Here is an 18,393-nt window from a genome sequence, read left to right as displayed (position 1 = left end):
GATCCGATGAGTGATTGTGACCGAAATGTTGCCAGCATCGGGGCCAATAGACAAGCTCCCTTTTCAGCCCCCTGCGTCCACTCGGCGGGATTGAGAATCCACCACCGCTCCTCCCCAAGCCTTGATGCCCCGAGCGGCTAAAAGCGGCGCCGACATAGGCCCACGATTGCCCCCAATACCCCGGTGAGGGCCGCTAACGAGCGTTTTACCCGCCCCAAGGTATTTATTATCCAAATGAAAAGAGGGACTGCATTCGTTTGGTAAATGGCAAAATGGGATGTCCTGGCCCGGATGGGCATTATTTTTGTCTCCCATGGCCCCATTTTTTAAGGGTCGACACCACTGTGTCAGCCCGATGACAGCCCTAGCCGGATGAAAGTTAACGACTATTGCCTCCCCCAACGGTGCTAGCCCGCCCTCCCCCTGCCGCCACTGACAGAAGTCACAGTAACCATCTACCCCATCCCTCGCTAGGCTCTGCTGGCTCGTGAATGGCCAGTTGGCGCCGAGCTACCTTTTCGCACAGCACAAGGATAGAGAGATGGGTAACAATCAACAGTTGTTCAATGGCGGCGAGAGCGCCGGTACCTTCCAGCTCAATTTCAACAACAACCGTGCCTACGAGCTGTTTGGCAAGGAGTACCTCAGGTGCTACGCCAACCTGGCGGCCAAGGGCAAGATGAGCAAACCGCTGCCCTCGGGGCCGCTCAGCTACAACGTCGACTTCGCCATGGATTGTGGCTGCAGCTCGGTGCTGATCGATTTCAACCTCGCCTACAAGAAGACTTTCGGTAACCAGGATCATCAGCTGCCGCAGTTGCGTGCATCCGACTACGAGGCCGAGCTGGTGCTCTGCCAGCTGGTGCGTGAAGCCCCCGCCAACCGCCTGAGCAACAAGGCGCAGTTCGCCGAGGCCGAGGCCTTCTTCAACGACGTGAATCTGCCCACCGTCAAGGCCGTGGCGAACGACCCCTATGCCGATAAAGACGGTCTGGTGGAGTTCATCGTGGCCAACGAGCTGCTGGACGATCCCGCCGTCATGGCCAAGCTGGCCGAGCAGAAAGCCTATCTCATCGCCATCACCTCTGTGGTCACCGCCTACATCAACCGCTACGCCGAGGCCTACGGAGATCAGTACAAGACCGACGCGGATCTCTGGGCCAAGGCGCTGTCCAAAATCCCGCTGATGGGGCCAAGCAAGATCGATCAGCAGAGCTACAGCCGCCACATCAAGGGGATCAGCATCGCCACCGACTTCATCAACTTCATAATGGATGTGGTGGTGAGCCAGGGCACCACGGCGCTGGCTAGCTTCAACAAGTTCCTGCAAAAGCAGGGGGATGCCATTCGCTTCGGGGTGGAGAACAACAAGGACTTCTACAAGACCATCACGGTGGGCATCACGGTGGAGGTGTTCAAGGTGGGCAGCGAGCTGGTCTATGTGCCCAAGATCAAGCAGTACCGCATCAACTTCGACCGCCAAAACACCAAGTTCACCTCCGCCTGCGCCAGCAGCGAGTTCGTGGACATCTACTTCAACTACCTCTACGCGGCCAATGTGTTCGACTATGAGGCGCTGAAAGACCCGGAGATCAAACGCGACTTCGACAACTTCATCCAGAAGCAGCGCAAGGCGCAGATCGAAGAGGCGGACACCTTCTTCAACGACGACTTCCCGCCCCTGCAACCCAAGCTGGTAGCCCGCAGCAAGGCCACCGTTTAGGGTCTCGCCAAACAAAACAGCCGGCATCTGCCGGCTGTTTTTTTGTCTCATGAACGGGCTCAGGCACGCTTCTCTTCCAGCCAGGCACCCTGACTCTGCATCTCGAACAACTGGGCATAGTGTGCCCCCAGCGCCATCAGCTCGCCGTGGGTGCCCCGCTCGTTGACCTGACCGCGGGAGAGCAGCAGGATCTCGTCCGCATCGACGATGGTGGAGAGCCGGTGGGCGATGGCGATGGTGGTGCGACCACGGCGCGCCGCCGACAGTGCCTGGGAGAGAGCGAGCTCGGTCTGGGAGTCCACGCTCGCGGTCGCCTCGTCCAGGATGAGGATGCGCGGATCCCCCACCAGCGCCCGGGCAAAGGAGAGCAACTGGCGCTGACCGGCGGAGAGGTTCTTGCCCCCCTCCTCCATCAGGGTCTCGAGCCCGTCCGGCAGGCTCTGCACGAACCCGGCCAGCTGCACCTCTTCGAGCGCCTGCCAGAGCTGCGCCTGGTCGATGCCGTCACGGCCGAGCCGCAGGTTCTCCGCCAGGGTGCCGACGAAGATGAAGGGATCCTGCTGCACCAGGCCGATGCTGCGGCGCACCGCAGCGAGCGACAAGCTCTCCAGCGGGTGATCGTCGAAGCGGATCTGCCCGCTGCCGATGGGATAGAAGCCCATCAGCAGGCTGATGATGGTGGACTTGCCGCTGCCGGTGTGGCCCACCAGCGCCAGCATCTGGCCGGGTCTGGTGCTGAAACTCAGCTCCCGCAGCACTTGTTGCTGGCCGTCATAGGAGAAGCTCACCCGCTCGAAGCTGACCCGTCCCTGCAGGGTGCAGGGCTCCCCGGCCGTGCTCTCGCGGGTTTCGTCCAGCAGGGCGAACACCCGCTCCCCCGCCACCATGGCCTGCTGCAACTGGTTGAGCTGGTTGGTCATCTCGATGAGGGGCTCTATCATCCGCCCCAGATAGCTGATGAAGGCGTAGAGCACCCCCACCTGAATGGCGCCGCCGGCGCTCAGGCCCTCGTGGGCGAAGAGCGCAAGCAGGCCTATCAGCACCATCATGTAGAAGAGATCGATGAGCGGGCGCAGCAAGATGCCGTTGATCTTCAGACTCTTGAGCCGCGCCGACCAGTGCTGCTGGTTCACCTCGGCGAAGGCTTTGGCGAAATGCCGCTCCTGCACCATGGCCTGGATCACCGGCATCCCCTGCAAAGACTCGTTGAGCCGGCTGTTGATGTCGGAGAGCAGGCTGCGGGTCGCCCGCACCACGGGCACGCTCAGTTTCTGGTAGAGCCACATCACGGCACCGACCGCCGGCAACAGGGTGGCGCACACCAGCATCAGCCGCAGATCCAGCAGCGCCATGGAGAGCAGGATGCCGCACAAGAGCACCACTTTTTGCACCAGCAGCCCAATCACCTGCACATAGAGGTTCATGATGGCCTCGGTGTCGTTGGTGATGCGGGAGATGAGCGAGCCGGATCTGTGCTTGTCAAAATAGCGGGCGGGCAGCCGGATGGCGGTAGCGAACACCTGCTCGCGCAAAGTCTGCACCACCGCCTGGGCGATGCGGTTGAAGCGCAAGGATTGCAGGTAGAATCCCGCCGCCGAGAGCAGCTGCAGGCCGAGGTAGCCCGCCCCGATGGCGGCGATGGCGGGCCATACCAGCTGACGCGGCGCCAGGTAGTCGTCGATAAAGAGCTTGATCAGCAGCGGCCCCGCCACCTCGGCACCGGTCGCCAACAGCAGGCAGATGCCCGCCTGGATGAGCCAGCGCGGGTAGCGGGCACAGTAAGCCAGCAGTCGCTTGATGGTTGGATTCACAGGCTCTCCTCCACGTCTTGCTCGAGTCGTTGATAACGGGCCCTACCGGCATACCAGCCCTGCGGATAAAGAGCACAAAGGGTGAGACACCTTTTCATCATCGAACTCACAGGTTCTCCTCCACATCTTGCTCGAGTCGCTGATAACGAACCATGTCCGCGTACCAGCCGTTGTGGGCCATCAGGGCGCCGTGATCACCTCGCTCGCCGATCTGTCCCTGCTCCAGCACCAGGATCTCGTCGGCCTGCTCCACCGCCGTCATGCGGTGGCTGACCAGGATGAGGGTGCGTCTGTGGGCCTTGAGCGCCTGCAGGATCTGCTGCTCGGTGTGGGCATCCACCGCCGACAGCGCATCGTCCAGCACCAGGATGGGTGCCGCCAGCAGCAGGGCGCGGGCGATGGCGAGCCGCTGTTTCTGGCCGCCGGAGAGGGTCACCCCCTTCTCGCCCACCTCGGTCTCATAGCCCATGGGGAAGCGGCTGATGTCGTCGTGCACGCAGGCGATGCGCGCCGCCTTCTCTATCTCCTCCCGGCTGGCGTCAGGCCGACCGAGGGCGATGTTGGCGGCGATGGTGGTGGAGAACAAAAACGGCTCCTGGGGCACATAGGCGAACTGGCTGCGCAGCTCGGCCAGCGCCAGCTGGGCGATGGGCACGCCGCCCATGGCTATCTGTCCCGCACTCGGGTTGGCCAGGCGCATCAGCAGCTTGAGCAGCGAGCTCTTGCCCGCCCCGGTGCGGCCCACCACCCCCAGCATGCCGCCGGCAGCCAGACTAACCTCGATACCCGCGAGCAGGGTGCGCGACTCCAGCCGGTAATCCACCCCCTGCAGGACCAGCGGGAAGGGCGTCTTGAGCGGCTGCGGGGAGGCGGGATCGGCGATGTCGCTACGCTCGGCCAGCAGGCTCTCGATGCGCGAATAGGCGGCGCTGCCGCGCTCTATGATGTTGAACAGCCAGGCGATGGCGAACATGGGCCAGATGAGCTGCCCCAGATACATGGTGAAGCTGGTGAGCTCCCCCAGGGTCAGTTTGTCTTGCAGCACCAGGGCGCTGCCGCCGGCCACCGCCAGGAAGTAGGAGCAACCGATGCACAGGTAGATGACGGGGTCGAACTTGGCGTCGATGCGGGCCACCGCCATGTTGCACTCCCCCGCCTGACGGGTCAGCTCGGCAAAGCCCTTGTCTTCCAGGGATTCCACCGCATAGGACTTGAGCACCCGCACGCCGGAGAGGGCTTCCTGGGTCTTGTTGTTGAGACGGGAGAAGGCCCCCTGCGCCGCCTTGAACTCCTTGTAGATCTGGGTGCCGAAGCGGTTCATGAAGAAGGCCATCACCGGCAGGGGCAACAGGGAGAGCAGAGTCAGCTGCCAGGAATACTGGCTGCACATGATGGAGAGCACCAGGATCCCGACGATGAAGGAGTCCACCAGGGTCAGCACCCCCTCGCCTGCCGTCATCTCCACCGCCTGGATGTCGTTGGTGGCGTGGGCCATCAGATCCCCGGTGCGATGGCGCTGATAGAAATCCGGGCTCATGCGGGTGAAATGGGTGAACAGCCGGTTGCGCAGCACATAGGCGAGCCGGTAGGAGGCACCAAACAGCATGACCCGCCACACATAGCGCAGCAGATAGATGACGATGCCAAGCCCCAGCAATCCCGCCAGATACCGCATCAGGGTACCGTTATCGAGATCTCCTTTGGCCACCCCATCCACCACCCAACCCACTACCTTGGGGGGGATCACGGTCAGCAGCGCCACCATCATCAACAGGGAGATGGCGATGAGATAACGCCGCCACTGATCCTTGAAGAACCAGCCCAGCCGCAAAAATACGCTCACATTGTTGTCCTTGCTCGCGGCACCGGGCCGCCATGGGTCTTGAGAGAAGCTCAATACAATCGCCCCCGAGGTGGGGGCGAGGAGAATCGGTCATCATAGCCTGAAGTGGCCGACTTGAGAACGGTTGCTATCTTCGCCGGCTCAGAACCGCTTGTCCCGCGACTCGAACAGCTGGGCGCCGGACTCTTGTTGATCGCCGGTCAGCAGGAAGTGGGACACCTCCTCCCGGGTCTGGTTGAACACCTGCTGCAACTGGTTCAGTTCGGCCTCGGTCAACTCCTCTTGTTGCAAGCGCAGCCGCCACTCCAGCTCACCGGCCAACAGTTGCAGACGCGAGGCGGAGATGTTGGCCGACACCCCCTTGAGGGTATGCAACAGACGGCACGCCACCTCGGGCTGCTGGCGGCGCAGGGCGGAGCGGATGTCCCACAGATCGTCCTTGTGTTCGGACAAGAACAGTTTGAACAGGATCTGCAGCGCCTCCCTGTCCTGCTCCAGCCGGCGCAGCGCATCCTCCAGATCCAGCACCCCCATCAGATCCGGCGGCTTGACCTCGAGGGTGGCCCGTCGCTCGCCGTTGGCTCCCCTCACCCACTGCAGCAGGTTGTTGTAGAGATCCAGCTTGCTGACCGGCTTGGTGACATAGCCGTTCATGCCGACCCCGAGGCAACGCTCCTTGTCCCCGGGCATGACGCTGGCGGTGAGCGCTATGATGGGCACGTCGTGCTTGTCCACCATCTTGCGGATCTGGCGGGTCGCGTCCAGTCCGTCGAGCACCGGCATCTGCAAGTCCATCAGGATCACGTCGAAGGGCTGCTCCGCCACCCGCTCCACCGCCTCGCGGCCGTTGTCCACTACGGTGACCAGAGCCTCGACCCGGCGCAGGTACTCCATGATGAGCTGCTGGTTGACGCGGTTGTCTTCGGCCAACAGCACCCGGGTGCCGTGCAGCAGATCGCGAAAATGCTGTTGATCCCCCTGGGCCTCTGCCTGGCGCACGTTGCTGTCGTGGGAGCTGCCATTGAGCAGCTCGTCCGCCTTGGCCAGCAGGGCATTCTCGGTCATGGGCTTGGCCAGGAAATGGGTCAGTCCCATGCTCTCCATGCGGCCGTGCAGCCCCTCCCTGGACCAGGCGCTGGTCATCAGGATGGGCAGCCGTCGCCATTGGCTGTGTTGATACATCTCGAGCGCCAGATCCAGGCCGTCCTCCTGACCCATGCGCCAGTCGAGGATCGCCAGCCGGATATGGTGCCCATCCTCTTTCAATGCCTGGCGGGCGCGGGAGAGGCTGTTGACCGTGAGCACGGTGGCGCCGGCCCGGCTCAGTATGTCCTTGGCGAGCTCCAGCACCAGCTCGTTGTCATCCATGATCAGGATGAGGGGCTGCTGCTCGAAGAAGACCCGCCGCCCGGATACCCCGTAGACAGCCTGGGACATGGGGATCTCGAACATGAAGGTGGACCCGATCCCGGGCTTGCTCTGCACCCTGATCTCCCCCCCCATCAGCCCCACCAGCCGCTGGGAGATATTGAGCCCAAGCCCGGAGCCGCCGTATTTGCGGGTGTTGCCCGCCTCCAGCTGGGTGAAGGGCTGGAACAGATGCACCTGCTTCTCTGGCGCTATGCCGATGCCGGTATCGCGCACGCTGAAACACACCCGCATGGGGTGCTGGCTGGCGAGGGTGATGGCCACCTCGACCTCCCCTCGCTCGGTAAACTTGATGGCGTTGTTGACCAGATTGACCAGCACCTGACCGAGGCGCAGGGGATCGCCGCGCAGAAAGTCGGGCACGGTAGGCGACTTGTTGATGATGACCTCGATCTGCTTGCGCTCCGCCAGATCGGCAAACATGGCCGCCAGGGAGTCGAGCTGCTCGCTGAGATCAAAGTCGATCTCCTCCAGCGTCAGCTTGCCGGACTCCACCTTGGTGAGATCCAGGATGTCGTTGATGAGCAGCAACAGGGTGTCCGACGAGGACTTTATCTTGTTGAGATAGTCCCGCTGCTGCTGATCGAGATGGGTCTGCAACGCTAGCGTGCTGAAACCGATGATCGCGTTCATGGGGGTGCGGATCTCGTGGCTCATGTTGGCCAGAAAGTCGCTCTTGGCCTGGGCCAGCAGCTCGGCATGGCGGGACAGCTCGCTTAGTTTCTGGTTGCGGCGCCACAGGGTCGCGGCCACCAGCGAGAAGCAGAGCAGAGCGCCCCCCAGCACCATCAGGTAGAACCGGCTCTTCAAGGACGAGGCCAGCTCCAGCTTGCTCTTCTTCCACAGGGGCAGGGATCCCAGCCCCTTCATCTCAATGATCTGGTTGCGCAGGCGATGGTAGTCGATCACCTGGCGGTTGAGCTCCTGGCTGAGCTGGGTGACGGCCAGGATCTGGGGCTGTTGGGAATAGGTCTCGGTGAGCCGTTGTTGCAACGCCAGCAACTGGCGCTGCTCGTTCATGTCCCAGCTGCGCCTGAGGTAGTGGCTCAGCCTGAGCAATTCGGTGAGATCGCGATACTCCGCCGACTCGACCGCCACCTTGGCCATCAGCGACTTGAGCTGGCTCTGGAAGCGAGGCTCCAGATACTCGATGGTCATCTCCATGGTGTAGAGCTTGGCAAGATCCAGCAGATAACCATCGATGTCGCGCTGTAGCGCCAGGGACTGGGGATCATCCACCGAGCCCGGATCTTCACGCACCAGGCTCACGAACTTGTCGAGGTTGTTTGACAGCAGGCTCAGGCGCTGCTGCACGCTGCCGTCGCTCGCCTTCTCGCGCCCCAGCAGATAGACGGTGTCGGTGTTGATCCGGTTCAACACCAGTTCGGCGGCCCCGCTGAGCTCGGAGGCGCGTTGTTGCTGGCTGAGCAATTGCCAGCAATAGGTCGAAAACGCCAGCAGCGATACGATGATAAGGCTCAGGACAACACGATTGACGCGTGCAACACTCTTCATCCCGTCTCGATTCTCTTGTCATGGTCAGCCATCCGGTGACAGATCGCCGACTGTGAAAATTAACTGACCGCTATGTTACCGTTAGTCTGCTCTGCCAATGCAATAAAGATGTTGCCGAGCCATGAATTAAGGAAGCAATTATGTCACTTATCACTACCTATTGTAGCCAGTGCTTTACCCGCAATCGCCTGCCCAAAGAGAAAATGGATTCAAATGCGAGCTGTGGCCGCTGCCACGCCTCCCTGTTCGAAAACACCCCTGTGGTAGGACGCATGGCGCACTTTGACGCCTTGATCGGCTCCGACATTCCGGTCGTTGTCGATTTCTGGGCCAGCTGGTGTGGCCCCTGCCTGCAGTTCGCCCCTCTATTTCAGGAGATGGCCCGCGAACTCGAGCCACACCTTCGCTTCGTCAAGCTCGACACCGAGCAGGAAGCAGCCATTGCCAGCCGCTACGCCATTCGCAGCATCCCGACCCTGATGGTCTTCCAGCGCGGTCAGGTGCTGGCCCAACGCAGCGGCTCCCTGCCAAAGAGCCTGCTCAAGGAGTGGCTGCTTTCCGTCACGGCCCAGGCCAAATGAAAACAAATTGTTTAAATCCTGTTTAATATCAGATCCGTTTGCACTTGACTCTGTGAGTCGCCACATGCTTTGACCACTTCCCCCTGTTTCATACGGGGGGAGAAATGTAATCTCGGCAACACAACAGCAACCATAAATTAACCGAGAAAACAACATGCATACATCTGTCGTCCCCTCTGCCCCATCGCGTTGGCTGGACATCAAGGCCGGGATCGTCATCCTGGACGTCTTGCTGCTCTGTGCCATGCTCGCCTGGCTCCCGTTTGATCCCATGATCAACAAGGGCCTCGGCATCCTGATCTTCATCGCCATTCTCTGGCTGACCGAAGCGGTCAATATCACCATCACCGCGATCGCCATCCCGGTGCTCGCCACCCTGCTCGGGGTGTTTGACATGAGCAAGTCGCTCACCGACTTCGCCAACCCCGTGCTGTTCCTCTTCTTCGGTGGCTTCGCACTGGCGGCCGCCCTCTCCAAGCAGGGACTGGATACCCAGATCGCCGCCAAGGTGATGCAACTCGCCAAGGGCCACCTCGGCTGGGCCGCCATCGTGCTGTTTACCATCACGGCCGCCCTCTCCATGTGGATCAGCAACACTGCCACCGCGGCCATGATGATGCCGCTCGCCCTTGGGATGCTCAAGGGGCTCGACGTGCACAAGGAGCGCCGCACCCTGGTCTTCGTCCTGCTGGGGGTCGCCTACAGCGCCAGCATCGGCGGCATCGGTACTCTGGTGGGCAGCCCCCCCAACGCCATCGCCGCCGCCCAGATGGGCATCGGCTTCACCGACTGGCTGAAATTCGGCATTCCTGTGGTGCTGATCTTCATGCCGGTCGGCATCGGCCTGCTCTATCTGGTGATGCGCCCCAATCTCTCCCACCAGGTCAGCACCGAGAAGGTGACCATAGCGTGGACCGGCCAGCGCAAGGTCACCCTGCTCATCTTCCTCACCACAGTGCTGCTGTGGATCGGCTCCCAGCCCATCGCTGCCGCACTCGGGGGCATTCCCCAGTTCGACACCCTGATCGCCATGGGCGCCATCCTGGCCATCGCCGTCAGCCGGGTCGCCAGCTGGGATGACATCAACCTGAACACCGACTGGGGCGTGCTGCTGCTGTTCGGGGGTGGCCTGACGTTGAGCTCCATCCTCAAGCAGACCGGGGCCAACGCCTTCCTGGCGGAGCACCTCTCCAGCACCCTCGCCAGCATGCCGGTCTTCGTCATACTGCTGTGTCTGGCCACCTTCGTGGTGTTCCTGACCGAGCTGGTCTCCAACACCGCCACCGCCGCCCTGCTGGTGCCGCTGTTTGCCGGGGTGGCCGAGGCGCTGGGGGTCTCTCCCGTCGTCATGTCGGTGCTGATCGCCGTCGGCGCCTCCTGCGCCTTCATGCTGCCGGTGGCCACGCCGCCCAATGCCATCGTCTTTGCCAGCGGCCACATCCAGCAGCGGGAGATGATGCGTGCCGGCCTGGTGCTGAACCTGGTGTTCACCGTCATCCTGACCCTGCTGGCCTATTGCTTCGGCGATATCCTGCACTGATCGCCACTCACCTGACGAAGGCCCCTCACGGGGCCTTTTTCATGCCCGACATCTCACGATATCATTACATTCCCCGTCATTACTGAATGATCTGACTGCCTACCTTCAGTATCGATATCGGATTGCACTGATATTCTCGCTGCGAGCGAAATAAAAAACCCCCGCAGTGCGGGGGTTTTGCTGGTCGGATTGCTATCAGCCGACGTTGCAGGCATTCAGGTTCCAGATGTTGTCCACATAGTCCTGGATGGAGCGGTCGGAGTTGAACTTGCCCATGGTGGCCGAGTTGATGATCGCCTTCTTGGCCCAGAGCGCCGGATCCCGATACCAGGTATCGATGAGCTTGTGGGCGTCCGAGTAGGAGGCGAAGTCCGCCAGAGTCAGGTAAGGGTCTCCCCCTTCCAGCAAGGAGCGCTTGATGGAGGAGAGCTCGCCCGGGCGACCCGGTGTGAAGTAGTCGGTATCGAACCAGTCCAGCACCGCCTTGAGCTCGGAGTTCGCGTAGTAGAAGTCATAGGGGTTGTAACCACGCCCCTTCAATGCCTTCACCTCGTCCACGTCCAGACCGAAGATGGCGCAGTTTTCGGCACCCGCCTCTTCCGCGATCTCGATGTTGGCCCCGTCCAGGGTGCCGATGGTGATGGCGCCGTTCAGTGCCATTTTCATGTTGCCGGTACCGGACGCCTCATAACCGGCGGTGGAGATCTGCTCGGACACGTCGGCAGCCGGGATCAGCTTCTCGGCCAGGCTCACGCGGTAGTTCGGCATGAACACCACCTTCAACTTGCCCTGGATGCGGGCGTCATTGTTGACGCGCTCCGCCAGCTTGTTGATGGCGTAGATGATGTCTTTGGCCAGGCGGTAACCGGGCGCCGCCTTGGAGCCGAAGATGAACACCCGCGGGTGCATGTCGTAGTCCGGGTTCGCCAGCAGACGGCGGTAGAGCGCCATGATGTGGATGAGATTCAGCTGCTGACGCTTGTACTCGTGCAGGCGCTTGATCTGGATGTCGAAGATAGCTTCGGCGCTGACGTCGATGCCTGTCTCGGCCTTGATCACCTTGACCAGCTTCTCCTTGTTATTGCGCTTGATGCGCATGAACTGCTGCTGGAACGCTTCGTCGTCGGCAAACTTGGTAACGGCGCGCAGCTTGTCCAGTTGCAGCGGCCACTCCTTGCCCACTACCTCGTTGTAGAGCTCGGCGAGCTCGGGGTTGCAGGCCAGCAGCCAGCGACGGGGGGTCACACCGTTGGTGACGTTGCACATCTTTTCCGGCCAGAGCGCGGCGAACTCGGGGAACAGATCCTCTTTCACCAGCTTGGAGTGGATCTCGGCCACGCCGTTGACCTTGGAGGAGCCGATCACGCACAGGTTGCCCATGCGCACCTTGCGCACCGCACCTTCCTCGATGATGGAGAGCTTGGCCTTGATGGCATCGTCACCTGGCCACTTCGGCTCGACCAGCTGGTTCAGGAACTGGGCATTGATCTCGTAGATGATCTCGAGGTGACGGGGCAGCACCTTCTCGAACAGGCTGACCGACCACTTCTCCAGCGCTTCCGGCAGCAGGGTGTGGTTGGTGTAGGAGAAGACGCGGTAGCAGATGGACCAGGCGGCTTCCCAGGTCAAGTCCTCTTCATCCACCAGCACTCGCATCAGTTCGGGGATGGCCACGGTCGGGTGGGTATCGTTGAGCTGGATGGCGATCTGGGCGGCGAAGTTGGTGAAGTCGCTGCCATGGGCGCGCTTGTAGCGGCGCATGATGTCCTTGATGGAGCAGGCACAGAAGAAGTACTGCTGGATCAGGCGCAGCTCTTTGCCCGCATCGGTGTCATCGTTCGGGTAGAGCACCTTGGAGATGGTCTCGGCCTGGGCTTTTTCCGCCTGGGAGTCGATGTAACCGCCGGCGTTGAACACGTCCCAGTCGAAGAACTCGGAGGCGCGGGATTCCCACAACCGCAGGATGTTGACGGTGTGGCCACCAAAGCCAACCACGGGGATATCCCAAGGCACCCCTTTGATCTTGCGACCGGCGTGCCACACCTTCTTCAGGCCGCCATTGTCGCCGAACACGGTTTCGACATAGCCATAGAGCGGGATCTCCTGCACGGATTCGGGGCGGCAGATCTCCCAGGGGTTGCCATATTCACGCCAGGAATCCGGGCGCTCGATCTGGCGGCCATCCTGGATTTCCTGACGGAACAGGCCGTGTTCGTAGTGGATGCCGTAGCCGACCGCCGGGTAGTTCAGGGTGGCAAGGGAATCGATGAAGCAGGCGGCCAGACGGCCCAGGCCACCGTTGCCGAGGGCCATGTCGGGCTCTTGTTCACAGAGGTCGGTCAGTTCCAGACCGAGTTCACCCAGGGCCTCTTCGCAGGTCTTGTACAGGGAGAGGTTGTGCAGGTTATTGGAGGTCAGGCGCCCCATCAGGAACTCGGCAGAGAGATAGTGAATAGCACGGGTATCTTTCTTGAAATGCGTCTGCTGAGTACGAGTCAGGCGTTCGTACACCTGTTCGTTGACGGCGGCGGCGGTCGCTTTCCACCACGCTTCCGGCGAGGCTTTCTGTTCGCTTGTCCCCAAGGTAGAACGCAGGTGACGCACGATACTCGCCTTGAGCTGATCTTTATCCAGTTGGAGATCCTGGTCTGTCTTCTTCTTGGTAGCCATAAACCATTTTCCTTCGTTACAAATAAAAATTGTTATCCCATTTGGGGACCGGCGCTGTTGTTATCTCATAATATGTTCCGGCGTGGGCATACTAGCTAAAGCCGGTGGGTTAAAAGTTAACGTGAGTCACATTTTAACGCATAAAGATGACAGTTAAAGCATGAAAACCCTTTCCTTAAACCCACCTGAGCGAAATAAAAATTCAGATAAAAATCATGCAGTTAGTAATTAACCACCAAGATAAACTCATGAATAGGTTTTCAGCGATTGCACACGTCTGAAAATACGTGAAAATAACGCCGAGTGCTGCGTTCGCTGAAACCGATTTCAATGCTTGGGGCATCCGTCAGGCAATAAAAGGAAGGTGCCCCAGTTGGGGCACACTTCGTGAGCGAATTAACCATGAGCCTTGAACTGGTTGCTCATGGGATCGTAGTGATAGCCAATCTGCTGCAAACGCGTGGCCAGCTGATCCTCTGTCATGTCGTAGTAGGCCAACAACTCTTCCAGACCATCGCACTCCAGCCGCAGCTTCTCATTGATGATCCCGAGCAGAATATTGGCATCCAGCCGTTGCAAGGTGCTGACATCCATCTTGGTCTCTCCTCTTGCCATACAGACTGTATAACCATGAGCGTCTGCCCTCGCTTTGTCCATAGTGCAAAAAACACCCACCTCATAGTTGCTAAAAATATCCTTTCTATTCAATCAAGTAGCGCATCATCTTGTTAATCCGCTCACATTTTTAACCACAAATGACTTGTCACCGGCCTGAGATAGAACTACTGTACACCCATACAGCATGGTTATTCATACAGGACACCAATATGAGCCAGCCCCTGAGTCACCTCCCCTCCTCTCCCTCTGTCGGCCTGATCAATCCTTGGCCCACCCGCCATCAGAGCAAGCTGGAGCATGAGCCTCGACTGGCAGGTGATTTTGAGGAAGCGCCGCTGCTTGATGAGTTGGGGCGGCTGAGCCAAAGCGATCGCGGCTGGATCCTGCTTATCGCCCCGCCGGGGCTGCCCGTGGCCGAGCAGTGGCAGGCACAGGGGATCAACCCCGCCCGGATACTGGTTGTGCACGGCGCCAAGATCAAAAACTGGCAGCGGGTGCTGGAGCAGAGTCTCGGCAACGGCCACTGCGCAGCCGTGCTGACCTGGCTGCCCGAACAGATAGCACTCGATCGCGTCAAGCTGAATACCCTGGGCCAACGTACCGGCGTGCTGACCCGCTTCTTCAATCCCAAGGATGCGCCCCTCCCTGTCCAGAGCGGTCCCCTCTGCTACGGCGGGCAGGACATCTACCTCAATCATTGAGCGCGGCATCCTCGTTGCACGGCCTCGTATCGAAGAGGGCGCATTCTGAAGATGCAATGTCATGTCCTCCCCTCATCGATAGCTAACACCTCGGACACAAGACACAAACGCGAGGCATAAAAAGAGGCGACCCTGGGGTCGCCTCTTTTCGCCGCTCTTGTCACCAGACAACAGGGCGCTACTTCGTCACTCCGCCATCAAGACGGATGGCTCCCACAATGGGGATTAGGAGAGCTTGACGTCCAGCTCGGCAATCTTGGCCGACCAGTAAGCCGGGCCCGTCTCGTGGATGTTGTTGCCTTGGGAATCGACCGCGACCGTCACCGGCATGTCTTCCACCTCGAACTCATAGATGGCTTCCATCCCGAGATCCGCAAAGGCCACCACCCGCGCCTTCTTGATGGCCTTGGCCACCAGGTAGGCGGCGCCGCCCACGGCCATCAGGTAGACGGCCCTGTGCTCCTTGATGCTCTGCACCGTCTTGGGGCCGCGCTCGGACTTGCCTATCATGCCGATGAGGCCGGTCTCACCCAGCATCATGTCGGTGAACTTGTCCATCCGGGTGGAGGTGGTGGGGCCCGCCGGGCCGACCACTTCGTCACGGACCGCATCGACCGGGCCCACGTAATAGATGAAGCGGTTGGTGAAGTCGACCCCTTCCGGCAAGCCTTCGCCATTCTTGAGCATGTCGGCGATGCGCTTGTGGGCCGCGTCGCGACCGGTCAGGATCTTGCCGGAGAGCAGCACTGTATCGCCGCTCTTCCAGCTGGCGAGCTCGGCCTTGGTGATGCCGTCGACGTTGACACGGCGCACGTTGCCACCGGACTCGCGGGTGATCTCCGGCCAGTCTTCCAGTTTAGGCGGGGCCAGCTCGGCCGGGCCGGAGCCATCCAGCTCGAAGTGAACGTGACGGGTGGCGGCGCAGTTGGGGATCATCACCACCGGCTTGGAGGCGGCGTGAGTCGGGGCAGATTTGACCTTCACATCCAGCACTGTGGTGAGGCCGCCCAGACCCTGAGCGCCGATCCCCAGCTTGTTGACCCTGTCATAGAGCTCGACGCGCAGCTTCTCTTCGGTGGTCTCGGGACCCCGGGCGATCAGCTCCTGGATGTCTATGTGCTCCATCAGGGCTTCCTTGGCGAGCACGGCGGCCTTCTCGGCGGTACCGCCGATGCCGATCCCCAGCATGCCGGGCGGGCACCAGCCGGCCCCCATGGTCGGCACGGTTTTCAACACCCACTCGACCACGTCGTCCGAGGGGTTGAGCATCACCATCTTGGACTTGTTCTCGGAGCCACCGCCCTTGGCGGCGATGCTCACCTCCACCTTGTCCCCTTGCACCATGTCGATGTGCACCACGGCCGGGGCGTTGTCCTTGGTGTTCTTGCGACTGCCCGCCGGATCGGCGAGCACGGAGGCGCGCAAGGGGTTGTCCGGGTTGGTGTAGGCGCGGCGAGTGCCCTCATCCACCATCTCCTGGACCGTCATGTCGCTGTCCCACTGCACCTTCATGCCGATCTTGACGAAACAGGTGACGATGCCGGTGTCCTGGCACAGGGGGCGATGACCCTCGGCGGACATGCGGGAGTTGATCAGGATCTGGGCCAGGGCATCCTTGGCGGCCGGGTTGATCTCACGGTCATAGGCGGCCTTGGCGGCCTGGACGAAATCGAGGGGGTGGTAGAAAGAGATATATTGTAGGGCGTCGGCAATGGAATCGATAAAGTCCTGTTTTTTAATGATGCTCATATCATCCTCACTGGTCCTCGTCTCGGTCAGGCCGAGCGAGGGCTTCCATATGAGCCGAGCCTTCGGCGGGCGGCGGGTGCGCACAGAGCCGGCAGACAACGGCGTGTTTTTATAACGGTGTTTTCTGAAAATGCCGGCCGCCATGATACGCTTGGGCACCCGTACCGGCTAGGGAGCTGGGTGCAAACTGTTGCCTGTGTAACAAAAAATGAAACCAAGACTGCATATTCACCATTTCGATCCACAAACCTCGCTGCACGCCCTGTTTGCACGGCTGCAACACCAACCCTGGGCCATGCTGCTGGAGTCGGCCGGCCCCCAAGGGGCGGATAACCGCTTCGACATCATCAGCGCCGATCCCCTCGCCACCCTGGAAACCCGGGGAGCCAGCACCCTTGTTCAGCGCGCAGGTGCGACCGAGCACCATGATGAGGATCCCCTCAGCCTGCTCGCCAGCACGCAACAGGCCCTGCTCGGGCCGCTGGATCAGGAGCAGCGCGAGCTGCCCTTTATCGGCGGCGCGCTCGGTCTGTTTGGCTACGATCTGGGGCGGCGCTTCGAACGCCTGCCCGTCCAGGCAGAGGCGGATATCCAGCTGCCGGACATGGCGGTGGGGATCTATGACTGGGCGCTGCTGCGGGAGATCGCCACCAACCGCTGGCAGCTGGTGCATTGGGGGGACGAAGCCGGGCTCGCCAACCGACTGCGCTGGCTGGCAGCGCAGACCACCTCCCCTTCGGCCACTCAGACGCCGTTCTCGCTGACCGGCCCCTGGCAGAGCAACATGAGCCGGGCCGAATATGGCGACAAGTTTGCGCGGATCCAGACCTATCTGGCGGCGGGGGATTGCTATCAGATCAACCTGACTCAGCGCTTCAGCGCGCCCTATCAGGGGGATGAATGGGCGGCCTATCTCGCCCTCAGCGCCGCCAACAAGGCCCCCTTCTCGGCCTTTATTCGCCTGCCAGATAGCGCCATTGTGAGCCTTTCCCCTGAGCGTTTCCTGCTGCTCGATGGCCGCCACATCGAGACCAAACCCATCAAGGGCACCCGCCCCCGCCACGGCGATCCCGTCATCGACCAAGAGAGGGCCGAGGAGCTGGCCGGCGCCGACAAGGACAGATCGGAGAATCTGATGATCGTGGATCTGTTGCGCAACGACATCGGCCGGGTGAGCCGCCCGGGCTCGGTCTGCGTGCCGCACCTGTTTGCGGTGGAATCCTTCCCCGCCGTGCATCATCTGGTCTCCACCATACACGGCGAGCTGGACGCACATTGGCAGGGGGTGGATCTGCTGCGGGCCTGCTTCCCGGGCGGCTCCATCACAGGCGCCCCCAAAATCCGGGCGATGGAGATCATCGAGGAGCTGGAGCCGGTGCGGCGCAGCGCCTACTGCGGCAGCATCGGCTACCTGAGCCAGCATGGCCGCATGGATACCAGCATCTGCATCCGCACCCTGATAGCGGAAGCCGGCTGGCTGCACTGCTGGGCGGGGGGCGGCATCATCGCCGACTCGGAGGTGGACGGCGAATATCAGGAGACCTATGACAAGGTGGCCCGCATCCTGCCGCTGCTGGATGCACTGGGCTCATGATGCCGATGCCCACAGACCATAAGGAACCACGCCTCGAGATGGATATCGAGATAGACAGCGCCGATCTGCTGACCCGTTTCCTGCTGCAACGCCCGGCCCCGGCCCATCGACTGATGCTGGCCGGGCTCAAACCGGCGGCCGTCCTGCTGCCCCTGGTGGAGCGACCCGACGGGCTGCAGCTGTTGCTGACCCGCCGCAGCGCCCAGTTGCGCCACCATCCGGGGCAGATAAGCTTCCCGGGCGGGCGCCAGGATCCCGAGGATGAGAGCCTGATCCACACGGCGCTGCGGGAAACCCGGGAGGAGCTCGGGATCCCCGCCTCCCAGATCCACGTCATCGGCAGTCTCACCCCGCTCAACACCATCTCCCTCTACGATGTGCTGCCGGTGCTGGCCATGGTGGATGCCGATTATCAGCTCACCCTGAGCCCGGACGAGGTCGAGCAGGCCTTCGAGGTACCGCTCAGTCATGTGCTCAATCCGGCCAACCACATCGCCCTGACCATTCCCAGAGCCGGCAAGCGCCACACCATCTACTGGATCCCCTGGCAACAATCTTTCATCTGGGGGGCCACCGCCAGCATGATCCGCCAACTTGCCCAGCACCTGTCAAAATAACAT

At 61.2% G+C, this 18,393-nt stretch carries 12 protein-coding genes; 6 read left to right on the top strand and 6 right to left on the bottom strand.

Annotation, left to right across the window (positions count from 1 at the left end):
• Positions 1–541 precede the first annotated feature (541 nt).
• A complete protein-coding gene (locus BN1124_RS00350; RefSeq protein WP_048822913.1) occupies positions 542–1,723 on the top strand; it encodes a hypothetical protein in 1,182 nt (393 codons plus the stop codon).
• 59 nt (positions 1,724–1,782) lie between these two features.
• On the opposite strand, the gene BN1124_RS00345 is transcribed toward BN1124_RS00350, so the two are convergent.
• From BN1124_RS00345 to BN1124_RS00335, 3 genes are all read right to left on the bottom strand, one after another.
• On the bottom strand, positions 1,783–3,534 hold the full coding sequence (locus tag BN1124_RS00345) for an ABC transporter transmembrane domain-containing protein (RefSeq protein WP_042638056.1): 1,752 nt from the start codon (positions 3,532–3,534) through the stop codon (positions 1,783–1,785).
• A 106-nt stretch (positions 3,535–3,640) separates the two neighbouring features.
• Positions 3,641–5,377: an ABC transporter transmembrane domain-containing protein gene (locus BN1124_RS00340; RefSeq protein ID WP_042638054.1), complete on the bottom strand. Its 1,737-nt coding sequence runs from the start codon at positions 5,375–5,377 to the stop codon at positions 3,641–3,643.
• Positions 5,378–5,518: 141 nt separating this feature from the next.
• Complete coding sequence (locus BN1124_RS00335; RefSeq protein ID WP_042638052.1) at positions 5,519–8,320, bottom strand: hybrid sensor histidine kinase/response regulator; 2,802 nt, start codon at positions 8,318–8,320, stop codon at positions 5,519–5,521.
• A gap of 140 nt (positions 8,321–8,460) precedes the next feature.
• Between BN1124_RS00335 and trxC the strand changes: the two genes are divergently transcribed.
• Both trxC and BN1124_RS00325 read left to right on the top strand, forming a co-directional pair.
• Positions 8,461–8,901 (top strand): thioredoxin TrxC, encoded by a 441-nt coding sequence (gene trxC / locus BN1124_RS00330; RefSeq protein ID WP_042638050.1) that lies wholly within the window; start codon positions 8,461–8,463, stop codon positions 8,899–8,901.
• A 154-nt stretch (positions 8,902–9,055) separates the two neighbouring features.
• Positions 9,056–10,441, top strand: a complete 1,386-nt coding sequence (locus BN1124_RS00325) for an SLC13 family permease (protein WP_042638048.1) — start codon at positions 9,056–9,058, stop codon at positions 10,439–10,441.
• Between the two features lie 195 nt (positions 10,442–10,636).
• On the opposite strand, the gene BN1124_RS00320 is transcribed toward BN1124_RS00325, so the two are convergent.
• Entirely contained in the window at positions 10,637–13,111 is a 2,475-nt protein-coding gene (locus tag BN1124_RS00320; RefSeq protein ID WP_042638046.1) for a glycogen/starch/alpha-glucan phosphorylase, read from the bottom strand.
• Between the two features lie 396 nt (positions 13,112–13,507).
• Positions 13,508–13,705: a DUF4250 domain-containing protein gene (locus tag BN1124_RS00315; protein WP_005323525.1), complete on the bottom strand. Its 198-nt coding sequence runs from the start codon at positions 13,703–13,705 to the stop codon at positions 13,508–13,510.
• A 233-nt stretch (positions 13,706–13,938) separates the two neighbouring features.
• Here BN1124_RS00315 and BN1124_RS00310 point away from each other — a divergent pair, with 233 nt between their 5' ends.
• Entirely contained in the window at positions 13,939–14,430 is a 492-nt protein-coding gene (locus tag BN1124_RS00310; protein ID WP_042638041.1) for a cell division inhibitor, read from the top strand.
• Positions 14,431–14,655: 225 nt separating this feature from the next.
• Here BN1124_RS00310 and BN1124_RS00305 read toward each other — a convergent pair whose 3' ends face one another.
• On the bottom strand, positions 14,656–16,179 hold the full coding sequence (locus tag BN1124_RS00305; RefSeq protein ID WP_042638039.1) for a fumarate hydratase: 1,524 nt from the start codon (positions 16,177–16,179) through the stop codon (positions 14,656–14,658).
• Positions 16,180–16,387: 208 nt separating this feature from the next.
• On the opposite strand from BN1124_RS00305, the gene pabB reads away from it, so the two are divergent.
• Complete coding sequence (pabB, locus tag BN1124_RS00300; protein WP_082041380.1) at positions 16,388–17,773, top strand: aminodeoxychorismate synthase component I; 1,386 nt, start codon at positions 16,388–16,390, stop codon at positions 17,771–17,773.
• Positions 17,774–17,823: 50 nt separating this feature from the next.
• The gene (locus tag BN1124_RS00295) at positions 17,824–18,390 is read left to right on the top strand and encodes a CoA pyrophosphatase (protein ID WP_042638915.1); all 567 of its coding nucleotides are present in this window, start codon (positions 17,824–17,826) and stop codon (positions 18,388–18,390) included.
• Positions 18,391–18,393: the final 3 nt, after the last annotated feature.

Origin of the sequence: Aeromonas eucrenophila (assembly GCF_000819865.1) — a bacterium.
Lineage (GTDB): Bacteria > Pseudomonadota > Gammaproteobacteria > Enterobacterales > Aeromonadaceae > Aeromonas > Aeromonas eucrenophila.
This window is presented reverse-complemented; position numbering and strand designations above follow the sequence as displayed.